This is a genomic window from Streptomyces sp. NPDC086787 (assembly GCF_044745865.1).
GTDB lineage: Bacteria > Actinomycetota > Actinomycetes > Streptomycetales > Streptomycetaceae > Streptomyces.
Map to the genome: position 1 here is coordinate 108,158 of NZ_JBIVBC010000013.1, position 15,241 is coordinate 123,398.

Annotated in this window: 12 protein-coding genes; 2 read left to right on the forward strand and 10 right to left on the reverse strand. The window is 71.0% G+C overall.

The window, feature by feature from the left end; genetic code table 11:
- Nucleotides 1–21: 21 nt before the first annotated feature.
- The 4 genes from ACIPK3_RS26395 to ACIPK3_RS26410 form a co-directional block, all read right to left on the reverse strand.
- A complete protein-coding gene (locus ACIPK3_RS26395) occupies nt 22–780 on the reverse strand; it encodes an NUDIX domain-containing protein (protein ID WP_402573485.1) in 759 nt (252 codons plus the stop codon).
- Nucleotides 781–909: 129 nt separating this feature from the next.
- Nucleotides 910–2,826, reverse strand: a complete 1,917-nt coding sequence (locus tag ACIPK3_RS26400; RefSeq protein WP_402573599.1) for a glycogen debranching N-terminal domain-containing protein — start codon at nt 2,824–2,826, stop codon at nt 910–912.
- A 608-nt stretch (nt 2,827–3,434) separates the two neighbouring features.
- On the reverse strand, nt 3,435–5,117 hold the full coding sequence (locus tag ACIPK3_RS26405) for a DUF4192 family protein (protein WP_402573486.1): 1,683 nt from the start codon (nt 5,115–5,117) through the stop codon (nt 3,435–3,437).
- A gap of 102 nt (nt 5,118–5,219) precedes the next feature.
- Nucleotides 5,220–7,379, reverse strand: a complete 2,160-nt coding sequence (locus ACIPK3_RS26410; RefSeq protein WP_402573488.1) for a RecQ family ATP-dependent DNA helicase — start codon at nt 7,377–7,379, stop codon at nt 5,220–5,222.
- Nucleotides 7,380–7,821: 442 nt separating this feature from the next.
- Here ACIPK3_RS26410 and ACIPK3_RS26415 point away from each other — a divergent pair, with 442 nt between their 5' ends.
- Entirely contained in the window at nt 7,822–8,442 is a 621-nt protein-coding gene (locus tag ACIPK3_RS26415) for a hypothetical protein (RefSeq protein ID WP_402573490.1), read from the forward strand.
- 325 nt (nt 8,443–8,767) lie between these two features.
- Here ACIPK3_RS26415 and ACIPK3_RS26420 read toward each other — a convergent pair whose 3' ends face one another.
- From ACIPK3_RS26420 to ACIPK3_RS26430, 3 genes are all read right to left on the reverse strand, one after another.
- A complete protein-coding gene (locus ACIPK3_RS26420) occupies nt 8,768–9,400 on the reverse strand; it encodes a hypothetical protein (RefSeq protein ID WP_402573492.1) in 633 nt (210 codons plus the stop codon).
- Nucleotides 9,401–9,468: 68 nt separating this feature from the next.
- A complete protein-coding gene (locus ACIPK3_RS26425) occupies nt 9,469–10,170 on the reverse strand; it encodes a ribonuclease HII (protein ID WP_402573493.1) in 702 nt (233 codons plus the stop codon).
- 81 nt (nt 10,171–10,251) lie between these two features.
- On the reverse strand, nt 10,252–10,875 hold the full coding sequence (locus tag ACIPK3_RS26430) for a TetR/AcrR family transcriptional regulator (protein ID WP_402573495.1): 624 nt from the start codon (nt 10,873–10,875) through the stop codon (nt 10,252–10,254).
- Nucleotides 10,876–11,061: 186 nt separating this feature from the next.
- On the opposite strand from ACIPK3_RS26430, the gene ACIPK3_RS26435 reads away from it, so the two are divergent.
- Nucleotides 11,062–12,609: an MFS transporter gene (locus ACIPK3_RS26435; RefSeq protein WP_402573497.1), complete on the forward strand. Its 1,548-nt coding sequence runs from the start codon at nt 11,062–11,064 to the stop codon at nt 12,607–12,609.
- Between the two features lie 297 nt (nt 12,610–12,906).
- On the opposite strand, the gene ACIPK3_RS26440 is transcribed toward ACIPK3_RS26435, so the two are convergent.
- From ACIPK3_RS26440 to ACIPK3_RS26450, 3 genes are all read right to left on the reverse strand, one after another.
- Entirely contained in the window at nt 12,907–13,812 is a 906-nt protein-coding gene (locus ACIPK3_RS26440) for an ADP-ribosylglycohydrolase family protein (protein WP_402573499.1), read from the reverse strand.
- Between the two features lie 12 nt (nt 13,813–13,824).
- Entirely contained in the window at nt 13,825–14,484 is a 660-nt protein-coding gene (locus ACIPK3_RS26445) for a histidine phosphatase family protein (protein WP_402573501.1), read from the reverse strand.
- 133 nt (nt 14,485–14,617) lie between these two features.
- Nucleotides 14,618–15,223: a YdbC family protein gene (locus ACIPK3_RS26450; RefSeq protein ID WP_402573503.1), complete on the reverse strand. Its 606-nt coding sequence runs from the start codon at nt 15,221–15,223 to the stop codon at nt 14,618–14,620.
- Nucleotides 15,224–15,241 lie beyond the last annotated feature (18 nt).

The following is a 15,241-nucleotide window of genomic DNA, read 5'->3' on the forward strand; positions in this document are numbered from 1 at the left end:
ATTGCCCGTATGGATCGACGGTCACACTTCGGGGCGCAGCATCGGCGGGTTGAGCAGGGTGGCGCCGCCGGCGCGGAAGAGCTGGGCCGGGCGGCCGCCCTGGCGTGTGGTGGTGCCACCGGCGGGGACGAGGAACCCCGGGGTACCGGTCACCTTGCGGTGGAAGTTGCGGGGGTCGAGGACGACTCCCCACACCGCCTCGTAGACACGGCGCAGCTCGCCCACGGTGAACTCGGGCGGGCAGAACGCCGTCGCCAGCGACGAGTACTCGATCTTGGAACGGGCCCGCTCCACCCCGTCCGCCAGGATCTGGGCGTGGTCGAAGGCGAGCGGCGCCCCGGGCTCGCCGTCACGGCCGTGCACGTCCTGCCGCAACAGTTCCTCCACCGGGGCCCAGCGTGCGTTGCTGGCGTCGCCACCCGCCCTGGGCGCAGGCAGGTCGGGGGCGAGGGCCAGGTGGGCAACGCTGACCACACGCATCCGCGGGTCCCGTTCGGGGTCGCCGTAGGTCGCGAGCTGTTCGAGGTGCGCGCCACCGTCCTGGACGGGTGCGGAGGGGTCGTGGGCATGCAGACCCGTCTCCTCGGCGAGTTCGCGGGCCGCGGCCTGCGCCAGGTCCTCGTCGGCCCGCACGAAGCCGCCGGGCAGCGCCCAGCACCCCTGGAACGGAGACTCACCCCTGCGCACCGTCAGCGCGCACAGCGCATGGCGGCGCACGGTCAGCACGACCAGGTCCACGGTGACGGCGAAGGGCGGAAAGGCTGACGGGTCGTAGGGCATGCGGCGATCATAGTCGTCTTCCTGACGATAAACACCTCCCTCCGGTGATCGCGGCAATGGCTGATCCGCTTCCGCCCCGTGCGGCTCCCTGACCGGTCCCACCTGTCCGCCGGGTCGGGTCGTCCGAGGTCACGCCCCCAACTGCAGGCCGTCGGCCGCTTCCTCGACCATGGCGATCCCGAGCCTGCCGACGCGCACGGAGAAGGGTGCGCCGGCGATCCGCAGTCCCGTGAAGCCGATCTCGCCGAGGGGGGCACCGCGTACGGGGCGCAGGGTGACCGTGCGGCCGGGGACATCCGGGCGGATGCCGGCGAGGGCGGTCAGCAGCAGCACGCCGGAGGCCGCAGCCGTGGCCGCGGGCCGGCAGGCCGCCGGGTGGGGAAGCGGGGCACTGCCGTCGAAGCGCTGCTCCCCCGCGTACATCTCGGGCAGCCGGTGGCCGAAGTGCTCGGCGGCCGCCAGGAGACCGCGCAACAGCCCGCCCGCCTCCTTCTCATGGCCGGCGGCGGCAAGGCCGGCGAAGGCGATCGCGGTCTCGTGGACACGGACGGCCCCGGCCCGGTGCCCGAACGCGTTGTGTCCCGCGTCCTTCGTACTCAGCCCACGCAGTCCCCATCCCGAGTCCATGGCATGGCTCTCGAACAGCCGGGCGAGCTGTTCGGTCCGCGCTCTGTCGAGCAGACCGGGTGCGGGTTCCCCCTCGCCGAGCAGGCCGGTGTCCAGGAGATGGACAGCGGCGGCGCCGAGGTGCGGCAGGAGGCGGCCGTCCGGGGTGCGGGCGGCGGCCGGACGGCCACCGGCGTGGTCCTCGATCCAGAAGTCCGCCCGGAACGCGGCCCGCAGTTCGGCCGCCCACTGTCGTAGCTCGGCGGCACCGGGTCTGCCGTGGGCGTCCAGGAGGTCGGCGCCCAGCAGTGCCGCTCGATGGGCGTGGGCCTGGGTCTCGCAGCGGACGGGGCCGACGGGCTGGGGGTCGCACAGGTAGGTGCTGTCGCCGACGGTGGTCCGCAGCCAGGCAAGACATCGCTCGGCCGTGGGCAGGAGTTCCGCTGTCTCCTGCTCCGGGAGCCCCCAGCGACGTGCTTCCGCGAGCAAGGTGGGAAACAGGAGCGTGGCCTCCACACCCGTGCACCCCGGCGGCACATGGGGGCCCGCGTCCCGGCGTGGTCCGGGGATCATGCCCTGTGCCGGTCCCGGGGCCGTGACTTGGGTACGGGCGAGGGTGCGCAGTGTGCCCCCGGCCAGCCGGGTGCCCAGCGGCAACGTCATGCGCGCGGCGGCCAGCGCCTCGGCCGGTGCCATGCCGCAGCGCCAGGGCGCTCCTGCCGCCAGGTAGGTGTCGGTGGGGTGCGAAGGGTCGCGCAGCAGCAGGGACTGGAGGTCCTCGACGCTGGTCCGCATCAGAGCGGCGACCCTGGGGTCGTCACCTGCCGCTCTGGCCTGCGCCAGGGGGTTCGCGCCGGTACGGCTCGCGGTTCTGAGCGGTCCCGCCCCCTCCGGTCTTACCCGTAGTTCCACGGTCGCCGTTCCGCCCGGTGGAAGTTCGAGCTCCCAGCGCAGCAGCCCCGCAGAGGCCAGGGCGTCCATCGGAGGCGGGTTCGCGGTGACCGTGGCGTTCCCGGTGGGGCAGGTCCAGCGCAGGCCGGAGTCGTGGACGGTGGCGGACAGTTCGGGACCCACGCTGCCGGAGGCGATGGCGCTCAGGTCGGCGAGGTCCGTACCGAGAGCGACCTCGACCGGCAGCCGCAGGGGGCGCACGGCGGCGCTGCGGAAGATGATGCGCTCGATGCCGTCCGCCTGGCGGATGCGCTCGATCACCACGTCCGGGTCGGGGCCGACACCCGGGGTGGTACGCAGGGTGCCGACGAACCGAGCCTGGTCAGCCGCGGTCATCCTGGCCTGCATCGCCAGTGGTTCCCGTCCGGATACCCGGAGCTGGCACCGGGAGAGCAGCCTGCGGCCCGCGCGGTAGAAACCCTCCAGCCCGTGTCCGGTCAGTTGCCCCTGCTCCGTCGAGATGGCCAGCCCTGGCAGGGCGACGCAGATCAGGGCCGTGTGGGTGGGCGGGAAGTCGGCGGAGCGACGGGGGGCCGTGAGCGCGGGCCGGGTGGCGGACTCCCGAGACGCGGAGCTGGACAAAGGTGGCGGCCGGTTCCCTAGCGGTGCGGCGGCCGGAGAAGCAGGGAGGGAAGGAGGCACGGACCGGTCCTTGGACGCCGGGGATGCCAGGGATGCCGGGGGCGGCGCGGACGTGATCCCCAGGACCTGTGACCGGGCTGGGGCGCCCGCGCTGTCCGGTGGCGGGAGGCCGGCGCCGCCCGGCGGAGACGGCACGGGCAGGCCCGGGGCGGGGTGGTGGTCGTCGGCGGCGGTGGGCGGGGGCGGCTGATGCATGGGGCGGCTTCTTCTGCGCTCTGTGCGACTCGGACGTACTCGGCGCCGGGTGGAAGGCTCCGGAGGAACAGCGAACGTACGGCGGCACGGCCCGACTGGAGGTACCGCCACCCAGGTGAACGGCACGGGACTCCCCCAGGTCACGCCTCCGACCAGGGAAGCCGACCGAATGGCGGCGTCCGGCCGGTCCCGCGCCGACCGTCGACGCCCGTGCCGCCGGGCCGTCGGCCCGATGCTCGCAAAAGGCCGCGAGGCGCCGCTCACGCGTCCGTTTCCGTGTCATCAGCTGCTGACCGGACGCCTCCTGGCGCGGTGTCCCCGAGCCGCCTGTCGCCCTCCGAAGACGCACGCTTGCGCGTGACCGCCGGCCGGGCGGCGCCGGGGCGGGTGCGGTCCGGGACCGGGACTGCCGTACGCGCACGCGTGCCATCGGACCGGGAACGGCGGATCCGCACCCGCGCCGGGCGTGTGCTGTCGGTTCCGCCGACGGTACCCACCCGACGGCGTCGAGGCGAGCCTGCTCCCGGGCCGTCACATCGTGGCGCGGTGCCGAGCCTCCCGGCCGCCCCTTCCTCGTTCTCCGCCAGGGCCGCCTCCGCCTTCGTGTCGAGCTCCTCGGACTTCGTGTCGGGCTCCTCGGCACCCTCCTCGCACTCCACCCTCGTCTCCGCAGCGACTTCCGGCTTCGCCCCCTGCGTACGTTCCGGCGTGTCCGCGCGTTCCGTGCGAAGACAGCGGCGGATCGCCTCCGGGTCCAGGCCCTCGTTGCAGGCCTGATGAAGGAGGCGGGCGAACAGGTAGTCCGGATCGGCGCCCAGTGCCATCGCGAGGGCTTCCCTGGCCTCCAGGTCGTCTCCGATCGACCAGGCAACCCAGCCCGCGAGGGTGAGCGTGGCCGCCGCGTGTTCGCCGTATGGGCCGACACAGCGGCGGGACAGGGCGCGCCACAGGCGCAGGGCCGGACCGGCCTCGTCGCCCTCCATCCACGCGGCGGCCCTGTCCCGAGTCGTGCGGTCCTGGAGGCCGAGGATCAGGGTCGCCGCCTCTTCGTGAGTGAGCAGTTCGTCGTCGCGAAGGTCCGCGGGGAGCGTGCCGGACACCGGAGGCGCGGCGCCGAACCGGTCGATGACACGCTGGGCGAGGTCGAGCGTCTCCGTCGCGACGCCCTCGCGGGTCGCGTCGTCGAGGATCCTGGAGACCAAGGGCATTCCGGCAGCGTCCAGGGCGATCTCCTGTTCCAGTGCCGCGGAGGTCTCCCAGGGGAGCAGCCTCGCCCGCAATTCGCGCAGCGTGCCGCGCACTTGGATGCCGGCGAAGGTGGCGGCGGCCGCGAGTACGGAGGTGCCGGGAAGTCCCATCGGAGCCCCGTCGTCCGGACAACAGCCCTCGGTCGGGCAGCAGTAGGACCAGAACCGGCCGCCCGAGATGCACAGCGCCTCGATGACCGGTACGTCGAGGAGTCCGCACTCGGTGCGCAGCAGTTGCGCGAGCGGACGCAGGCGCCGCATGACGTCGCGGCCCGACTCGCCCCGCGCCGGTTCCTGGCAGACGTAGGCGACCATCTGTTCCGGCCGGGTGCCCCTGCGCTCGCTGCCGGCCACCAGGCCGCGTGTCAGTTGCCGGGCGGCCGCTTCCCAGTCGTCCGTGCTCGCGGGGATGCCGAGCCTGGCCCGGCCGCCGAAGCGACCACGTCCGCCACGGTCGTGGAGGGCAACCAACACGATGCTGTCCTCGGGGCGGTAGCCCAGCAGATAGGGCAGCGCGTCGGCCAGTTCGGCCGGGGTGCGCAGGGTGACCTGGCTCTCGGGCGCCGCGAGCCCGAAACCCGTCCCGAGCTCGGTCACGGCCTCTCGCCCCGGGTCTCCGGGGGGCAGTTTGTGCGTGCCCTGTCCGGCGATGTCGCCGTTTTCGAAGGATCCGGTCGTTTCGCTGTGATTCGTCATGAGCCGACGATCTCGCGGATCCCGAAATTCCGCTTGAGCCTGTGGACAACTCCAGGCAGGAGCACGACAAGCGGCTCGGCGCCAACCGGCTGGGCGCCCCGGTCAGCCGGCCGCGGCGAGGACCAGTGGAAGGACCCCTTCGCTGCCCGCTCGGCGCAGCAGCCGGGCGGCGACCGCGAGGGTCCAGCCGGAGTCGGTGCAGTCGTCCACGAGCAGGACGGGACCCGGGGACTGCCGCAGAGCGTCGGCGAGTTGCTCGGGAACGGTGAGGGCACCGGAGAGGGCCTTGAGGCGCTGGGCCGAGTTGCTGCGGCGTGCCGCGTGCGCGCCGCCCGGCCCGGTGTAGGTCAGGCTGCCCAGGAACGGCAGGCGGCCGACGGCCGCGATTCCCTCGGCAAGGGAACCGACGAGTTGCGGGCGGGTCATGGACGGCAGGGCGACCACTCCCACGGGCCGGGCGGAGGCGTCCGGGGCGTCCGGCGCCCAACCGCCCCGGGATCGCGCCCAGTCGGCGAGAACCGTCACCGCGGCCCGCAGGACGTCGTCGGGCACCGGCCCGTCGGCCGCGCTCTCCGCCAGCAGCGGACGCAAGCGGTTGCCCCAGCCGATGTCCGAGAGCCGTCCCAGGGCCCGGCCGGTGGAACACTGCTCCTTGACCGGGATGCGCCCCTTGAGGTCGACCCCCAGGGCGGGCATGCCCGTCGGCCACATCCGACGCGGCTCGACCTCCACTCCGGGGCGGTCGAGTTCGCGCACCGCTCCGCTCAACGCCTCCGCGGAAACCGCGGAGTCGATCCAAGCACCGGCGCAGTTGTCGCAACGGCCGCACGGGGCGGCTCCCTCGTCGTCCAGTTGCCGACGCAGGAACTCCATCCGGCACCGCGACGTTTCCACATAGTCACGCATGGCCTGTTGCTCGGCTGCACGCTGCCGGGCGACCCAAGCGTACCGCTCGGCGTCGTAGACCCACGGCTGACCGGTGGAGACCCAGCCTCCCTTGACCCGCTCGACGGCCCCGTCCACGTCGAGCACCTTCAGCATGGTTTCCAGACGGGTGCGCCGTAGGTCCACCACGGCTTCCAGGGCCGGTGCGGACAGCGGCCGTCCCGCACCGGCCAGCGCCGAGAGCGTCTGGCGCACCTGCTCCTCGGCCGGGAAGGCGGTGTCGGCGAAGTAGCGCCAGATTGCCTCGTCCTCCTTGCCGGGCAGGAGAAGCACCTCCGCGTGCTCCACGCCGCGACCGGCCCGCCCCACCTGCTGGTAGTAGGCGATCGGCGAGGAGGGCGAGCCGAGGTGCGCCACGAACCCCAGGTCCGGTTTGTCGAAGCCCATGCCCAGCGCCGAGGTCGCGACCAGCGCCTTGACCCGGTTCCCCAGCAGATCGGACTCCGCCTGCTGCCGGTCGGCGTTCTCCGTGCGCCCCGTGTAGGAGGCCACCCGCAACCCTCGTTGGCGCAGGAAGGCGGTGGCCTCCTCGGCCGCGGCCACGGTGAGGGTGTAGATGATCCCCGAGCCAGGCAGCTTGTCCAGGTGCTGGGCGAGCCAGGCCAGGCGGTGTGCGGCGTCCGGCAGCCTTACGACCCCGAGGCGCAGGCTCTCCCTCTCCAGCGGGCCACGCAGCACCAGGGCCTCGCCGGCGCCCGTGCCCAGCTGCTCGGCGACATCCGCGGTCACGCGGGCATTGGCGGTCGCCGTGGTGGCCAGCACCGGCACGCCTGGAGCCAGCTCGGCGAGCATCGCCCGCAGCCTGCGGTAGTCAGGGCGGAAGTCGTGCCCCCAGTCGGAGATGCAGTGTGCCTCGTCAACCACCAGCAGACCGGTCGTCGACGCGAGCTTGGGCAACAGTTGATCGCGGAAGTCCACGGAATTGAGGCGCTCCGGACTCACCAGCAGGACGTCGGTCTCACCACGCTCCACCTCTTCGTGGATCGAGTCCCACTCCTCCGGATTCGCCGAGTTGATGGTGCGCGCCCGGATTCCGGCTCGCGCGGCGGACTCGACCTGGTTGCGCATCAACGCCAGCAGCGGGGAAACGATCACCGTAGGACCGGAGCCGCGTCGGCGCAGCAGGGCCGTCGCGACGAAGTACACCGCCGACTTGCCCCAGCCGGTGCGCTGCACCACCAGCGCTCGTCGGCGCTCCTCGACCAGGGCCGCCACCGCCTGCCACTGGTCCTCCCGCAGTCGCGCCGAACCGGCGGGGTCGCCGACCAGCTCCGCGAGGATGGCATCGGCCTCGGCGCGCAGCTTCAGATCGTCCATGCCCCCATGCAACCTGATCGCACGCACAATCAGCCACTTCACTCAACGTGACACGACGTTCGCTCAGGGCTCACATTCTGCCGGACAAGCAGCTCCGGGAGCTCTCGTGGCGGCGAACTGCGTCGCCGTGCGAATCTCGACCGCACTACTGATCAGCCGGTCCCAGGCCGACCGCGGACCAGACGTCACCCGTCGCGCGCGGACGTGCTGTACTCGAACGCACACGGATGATCAGGCTCCCCCGAGGGTAGGGATATAAGCCACGCATCATCGGATAACAGCCGGTGGCCCCAATTGCTCGTTGCCGCATCCAAGTTCGACAGGAAGAATTGAGATCCGCTCCCCGCACGGCTCGCTCGTGATCCGGTTGGGCTTCGCTGCGGTGCGCGTCCCCCGAATCCGACCCCGCCCGCAGTGTGGGCGCGTAGCCGAAGGGAGGACCGTGACCTTCGGATTCGCTCCGTCCTCGGCGGCCTCGATGCCGACGTCCGCATCCGCCGCTTCCGCCAGTCGCCTGCTCGAACCCGCCGAGTGGGCCGCCGCCGGCATCCCGCTGCTGCGCAATCCCCGCGAGGTTGTCAGCGGACTGCACACACGGCACCGGCCCGGAGTGGCGACCGCGATCGTCGCCGTTCTCGATCCGGAGGAACGGCTGCTGGCGAGCGCCTCGTTCGTCCGCCGCGCCGCGCCGGCCGACGGCTGGATGTTCCGCAACGCGCTGTTGGCCCAGCTGCGCCTGGTGATTCCGCACGACCTCCGGCGGCGCACACCCGTGCGTACGGCCGTGCTCCTCTACTGCCGCGAGGGGGACGCGCGGTGGACGGAGGAGGACGGCGCGTGGATGTGGGGACTGCGTGACGCATGCACGTTGCACGGCCTGCGCTGCGGGGCCTACATCACGCTGACGCGGGACGGCTGGCAGGTGCTCGGCGAGGGCCGTGGGGGCCGTCGGCCGAGCACGGACTCACCTCCCGAGCCCTGGGGCGCCATGGATGTCCCACCCCCGTCACCCCGCACCGGCGGCGCCATGTCGGACGTCCTGCGCCGCGCGGCGGCTCGCTGACGACGGCCGAAGCGCCACCCGCTTCACCGGCGCCGTCGTCGACGCCGGGCCGCCGACACCGTCCCCGGAAAACGGCCCCCGTCCCAGCGGATCCGCAGGCCGGGACGGACCAGCGGCCAGAACGACGCACGGCCGCACCCGGACTGTGCCCGAGAGCATCCCGCAGTACCTCTGCCCGTGCCCTCCAGCAGCCGTAGGCCGGACGCCATCACCTGGCGAAGCGCGGCCACGGCCGGAATCCGGGCACGACAGAGGTCCCGCCGTGCAGGTGCCATGACCGCACCCATACGTCGCCCCCGGTGCTTCCGGAGACGGCGGACAGGGCTCAGACGCCCGCGCCCAGCACCGAGTTGATCTGCTGCGGGTCACCGCAGACGATCAGCAGGGCACCGGCACGAGAGTGGGCCAGCGGCAGGGTGGTCAGGGCAGCGGAGGCAGGCCCGCCGTTGACGGCGACCACGACGACGGCACGGGACGTCGCACGCGAGGCCACGGAGGCATCCGCGTAGAAGACGTCGTCGCCCGCGTCGTGCTGGGCCCAGTAGGAGGCCTCGCCGAAGGACAGTTCGTGGTCGGCCCACGGGTGCCGTTCACCGGTGGTGATCACCAGTACGTCACCGGGGGTACGGCCCGACTCCAGGAGCAGGTCCACTGCCTCCTCGGCGGCGTCGAGGGCACCCTCGGCCGAAGCCGGGATCAGCTGGATCTGCGGGGTCGCCGCAGCCGCGGCGGGAGCGGCCGGACCCGATGGGGTCGGCTTGTTCACGGCCACGTCGCGCGGTGCGCGTTGCACCGGCGGCGCCGGCCGGAGAGGGCCGGGACGACCGGGACGCGACGGAGCCGCGGGGCGGGGGCCGGGTACGGGGCGAGGGGTCGGCGCGATACGGCCACTGGCCGGAGTGACGCTGGGACCCTGGGCACTCTCGTGAATCGGAGGCTCCTCGGGAATGAGAGGCATGAGCTGATATTTATCAAACATTGGCGCGATGCACGCGACCGGGTGGCACAACAGTGCGAGCAGAGGCGTCAGAAATCGAAGCCGAGTTGACCCTCGATCTCCGGAACGCTTCCATCCGCCGAGCTGCGGACCTTCTTGAGGTGCCGCCACTGGGGCAGCGCATCAAGATACGCCCACGACAACCGGTGATGCGGGGTGGGTCCCCGCTCCTCCAGTGCGGCCTTGTGGACGGGCGACGGATACCCGGCGTTGTCCGCAAAACCGAAGTCTGCATGGTCGACACCCAGTTCGGCCATCATTTTGTCGCGCTGAACCTTGGCGATCACCGAAGCCGCCGCCACCGCCACGCAGGAGCGGTCGCCCTTGATCACCGTACGAACCTTCCACGGGGTGCCGAGGTAGTCGTGTTTCCCGTCCAGGATCACCGCGTCGGGGCGGACCGGCAGTGCCTCCAGGGCGCGCACCGCCGCAAGCCGCAACGCTGCCGTCATCCCCAGATCGTCGATCTCCTCCGGCGAGGCATGCCCCAGCGCATGGGTGGTCACCCACGTCAACAGCTCCTCCGCCAGCACCGTGCGGCGCTTGACGCTGAGCAGTTTGGAGTCGGTGAGGCCCTCGGGCGGGCGACGGAGTCCGGTGACCGCCGCGCAGACGGTGACGGGCCCGGCCCAGGCGCCGCGCCCCACCTCGTCGACACCGGCAATGACCTTCGCTCCGGTCGTGGCACGCAGGGAGCGCTCGACGGTGTGAGTAGGTGGTTCGTACGGCATGGCGCCCTAAGCGTACGCCGCCGGGATCATCGCGCGACACCCCGGTTCCCCCGCCGCCGCCGAGGCCCGCCACACCCTTCCTCAGGCACCTTCCGGCCGCAACAGTGGAAGCATCAGCAGGTCGATCATCTCTTCGAGATCCCGATCACTCCATTCACTGCCGCACATCTTTGACCGGTACATCATCATCGCCGGGATGGCGTCGAAGACGTAGCCGTTCGCGGCATCAGGCCGGACCTCACCGCGCCCTATTCCACGGGTAATGACCTCACGCAACAGCTTGATGGTCGGCTCGACAACACCGTCGAAGATCACACCATGGAAGCGCCCGGCTTGAGACTGATCGCATTCGTGAATCACGGCGCGAAGAGCAGAACCGGGGAGGGAGAACATGGCTGCACGCGCCTGACGGCAGAGCGCCAGCAGGTCCTCGCGCACGGCACCCAGGTCGGGCGCCCCCTCCAGCCGGGGCAGTGCCGCCTGAAGCGCGTCGGCGACGAGATCCTCCTTCGACGGCCAGCGGCGATAGACGGCCGCCTTGCCGGTCTGGGCACCCGCGGCGACACCCTCCATCGTGAGGCCGTTCCAGCCGACCGTGCCGAGCTGCTCCAGCGCGGCGTCCAGGATCGCGCGTTCGAGCACGGCGCCGCGCCGACGCAGGGAGGCCGTCGGGGCAGGAGCGGCCGCCCAGCGCGAGGTATCCATCTGAGTTTCTCCAGCGAGCAAGAGGGAGTGGGGACTCCGGGACATCGGACCGATCGCGCGACGACAGCGGGGGACGCGGCACGCGACGGCAAGTTAAGTGAACGCTTGCGTTCCCTGTTGGGGACTCACTACCTTTGACGGGCAGTGAACGTCTGCGTTCACTAACACCTTCGTGGGGGATCCACAGTGACAACCTCTCAGCTGGTACGGAAAGGCAAGCCCGGAGCAGCGCGCCGGGAGGGACACCCCGGCATCGCGCTCACCGTCATCGCGGCCTGCCAACTCATGGTGGTACTCGACGCGACGATTGTGAACATCGCTCTCCCGCACATTCAAGAAGCGCTCAAGTTCAGCACCACGGACCTCACGTGGGTGGTCAGCGCCTACACGCTGACCTTCGGAGGCCTGCTCCTGCTCGGGGCGCGAGCCGGTGACATCCTCGGCCGCCGCCGGGTGTTCGTGACCGGCATCCTGCTGTTCACCTTCGCCTCCCTGCTCGGCGGTCTCGCCCAGGAGCCCTGGCAGTTGCTCGCCGCACGCGCTCTCCAGGGCATGGGTGGCGCGATCGCGTCGCCGGCGTCGCTCGCGCTCATCACCACCACGTTCCCCGAAGGCCCGGAGCGGAACCGGGCGTTCGGCGTCTTCGCCGGCGTGTCGGCGGGAGGTGGCGCCATCGGCCTGCTCGCGGGCGGCATGCTCACCGACTGGCTCGACTGGCGCTGGGTGCTCTTCGTCAACGTGCCCATCGGCCTGTTGATAGCCGCGCTCACCCCGCTCTACATCAGCGAGTCCGAACGGCACCCCGGGCGCTTCGACATCGCGGGCGCGCTGACCTCCACCGCGGGCATGGCCTCGCTCGTGTACGGCTTCATCCGCGCCTCGGAGGACGGCTGGCGCGACACCATGACCCTCGGGTCCTTCGGTGCCGCCGCCGTGCTCCTCGTGGCCTTCGTACTGATCGAGACGCGGGCCAGGGAGCCGATCACCCCGCTGAAGATGTTCGCGGACCGCAACCGCTCCGGTACCTATGTGATCATGCTGAGCCTGGCTGCCGCGATGTTCGGCATGTTCTTCTACATCGTGCTGTTCGTGCAGAACGTGCTCGGCTACAGCCCGATCAAGGCAGGGCTCGCCTTCCTGCCCGTGACGGCGGCGATCGCGGTCGGCGCCGGCCTGTCGCAGCAGTTCCTCCCCAGGTTCGGCCCCAAGCCGTTCATGGTGACCGGCTCGGCGCTCGTCGTCGTCGGGCTCACCTGGCAGGCGTTCATCAAGCCCGACAGTTCCTACCTCGGCGGAGTACTCGGCCCGATGGTGGTGTTCGGCTTCGGCATGGGCCTGAACTTCGTGACGGCCACCGTGACAGCAGTCTCCGGAGTCGCCCAGCACGAGGCGGGCGCCGCCTCCGGACTGCTCAACGCCACGCAGCAGGTGGGTGGTTCGTTGGGACTGTCCATTCTGACGACGGTCTTCGGAACGGCCAGCAAGGACGAGGCGACGGAACAACTGCCGAAGTTCCTCGCCGACGGTTCGGCGGCGCAGAAGGCGGAATTCGCCAGGACACACCAACTGCCCGCGCCCTGGGGGCACGAGGTGCTCGCCCACGGCATCTCGACCGCCTTCATCCCGGCCGCCGCGATGGCGGTGCTCGCGCTGGCCACCGCGTGGCTGGTGATCAAGGTCCGCAAGAGCGATCTCGAAGCCCTGTCGGGCACCGCGGGCCCTGGAATCGCCTGAGCCGACCGCCGGGTCCGCGCGAGACCGTGAAGGGCCGGACCATGCCCGAGGGACATGCGGCAAAGGCATCGGGCCGGCCCTTCGCACCACGGCCCCCAACGCAGGGAGGAGCGCCACCAGCACCCACAACGGCACGCACCACACCACCAACCCCCTGTAAATGCGGAACTCTCCCCGCACGAATCCAGTCGTCGCTCGATCTCTGCCCGGACAACGCCCGCCCGTCACACAGAGTTCCCGATCGATACGGAGAGTTTTCGAAGGGTCGCGGGTCGGCGCCACCGGCACCCGAGGCCGTCAGCCCGCCGCAGCCAGCCAGCCCGGCAGCGACTCCGTCCGCTCCAGCCATGCGGCGGGCGGAGTTCCGGCCGCCGCCGAGGCGAGCACGCCGCCCACGATGGCACAGGTGGTGTCCACATCCCCGCCGACCTGGGAGGTCGTCCAGAACGCGGTCTCGTAGTCGCCCAGGGACCGGGCGGCCGACCAGAGGGCGAAGGGAACGGTGTCGTGAGCGGTCGTACGCCGCCCGCATCCCAGGACGGCGGCGACGGTGCCGGCGTCGGCGTAGTCGAGCATGTCGCGAGCGCGCCGCAGCCCCGCGCCGACCGCGCTCTTCGGGATCAGAGCGACGACGCCGTCGAGCAGGGCCTCGGGCCCGGGCGGGCCGTCCGGGGAGCCGGCCAGCGCCGCGGCCGCGGCGACCGCCATGGCTCCGACGACTGCCTCACGATGCTGGTGGGTGGGATACGCGGAGATCTCCGCCTGGTGGGTCGCCTGCTCCGGGTCGTCGGCGTACCAGGCCCCCAGAGGGGCGATCCGCATCGCGGCGCCGTTGCCCCAGGAACCCATCCCGTTGAACAGGCCGGCAGCCAGCTCGCGCCAGTCGCCACCTTCCCGGACGAGGCGCAGCAGCCGGTTGACGGCGGGGCCGTAGCCCCGGTCGAAGTCGTGTCGCTCGGCGAAGGAGAGCGCGAGGGCGTCCTGGTCGATTCGGTGGTGTGCGGCCAGGACGGCGACCACGGAGCAGGCCATTTCCGTGTCGTCCGTCCACTGCCAGGAGCCGGGCGGCAGCTCGCGGCGCTTCAGCAGCGGATAGTTCGCCGGAACGAAGAACTGCGAGCCAAGCGCGTCGCCCACGGCGAGCCCACCCAGGCTGGCCAGGGCGCGTTCCAGGCGTCCTGGAGGTGAGAAGTCTGCGGTCATCGCCTGCCCACTCTATCCGGGGATCCAGTTCGGCACGGGATCGCGCCAGCGTTCGAAGGGCCGGTCCAGTGTGTACTTGCCGTCATCCCCGAGAACGAGCATTCTCATCTCGCCGTTCCCGGGATTCGCGAGCGACTCGAATTCGGCGACTGTCCAGTGGAACCAGCGCATGCAGAACAGCCGCATGGCCAGTCCGTGGGTCACGAGCAGCACGTTCGGCGGATGGTCGGGGTCCTCGAAGCTGCGGAACAGGCTCTCCAGGAAGCCGCCGACCCGGTCGTACACATCGGCACCGGACTCTCCCTGGGGGAAACGGAAGAAGAAGTGCCCGTACGCGTCCCGGTAGGCCTTCTGAAGGCGCACGTCGTCGCGGTCCTGCCAGTTTCCCCAGTCCTGCTCCCTGAGCCGGGGCTCCTCCCGTACCCGTATGAGATCGGGATCGAGGTGGAAGGCCCCGAACGTCTCGTGTGTACGGCGATACGGGGAGACGTAGACGCTCACCCGCTCGCGCCCGAACACCTCCCGGACCGTCTTGCCGGTCTCCTCCGCCTGTCGCCGGCCCCGCCCGGTCAGTGCAAGAGCATGATCGGGCTCACGCTCGTACACGGAGTCATCAACATTGCCCGTTGACTCGCCGTGCCGGACAAGGACGATGCGCCGTGGTCTTGCCATGCCAAAACCCTAGATCGGCCGAGAGCTGATCCCATACTCGTACGGGCTGTATACGGCATATGTCACATGATTTCTGTTCCACGATTTCTGTTCCACCGGGCGTGTGAGGGCACACATGCCCCGCGTCCGAATCTCAAACCGTCCAGGTCGGCTCCAGCTCCACGATGTCACCGGTCAGGAAGGCGATGTCCGCCTCGGTCTGGGCTCGAAGCGCGAGGCGCTCCACCCGCTCGGTGCGGTACTTGCCGTGTTCGGCGGCCGACCGCCACATCGACAGGACGAGGAACTCGTGTGACGGAGCTTCCCCGAACATGCCCCGGATCATGCCCGGCGAACCGGCCATGGCGGGGTTCCACACCTTCTCCTGCATCAGCGTGAAGTGCTCGACTCGCTCCTCGTGGACACGACAGAGGGCCACGCGGATCAGGTCGCAGTCCGTGAAGCGCGGCTCGAAGCCGGTCTTCACATCGAACCGGTACTCGAACAGCTTGACCTGGGCGTCCGTGAAGGTGCCGGACTGGGCAGCGGCCAGCCGGTCGTGGGAACGGGCCATGAAGGAGTCGTAGAAGGCACGGCTCTCCCAGAAGGCGAAGGTGTGCGCCACCCCCGGACGGTGCCGACTCCAGCCACCCCCCTGTCCACGAAATCCCGGCTCTCCCGGAAGCCCCGCCCACTTTCGCTGCCCCCGCTCGAAGCCTCGGCGGTCCACCACGGTGCAGCGAGTCCACTTGACCAGCACCGCGCCATCGTAAGGCCA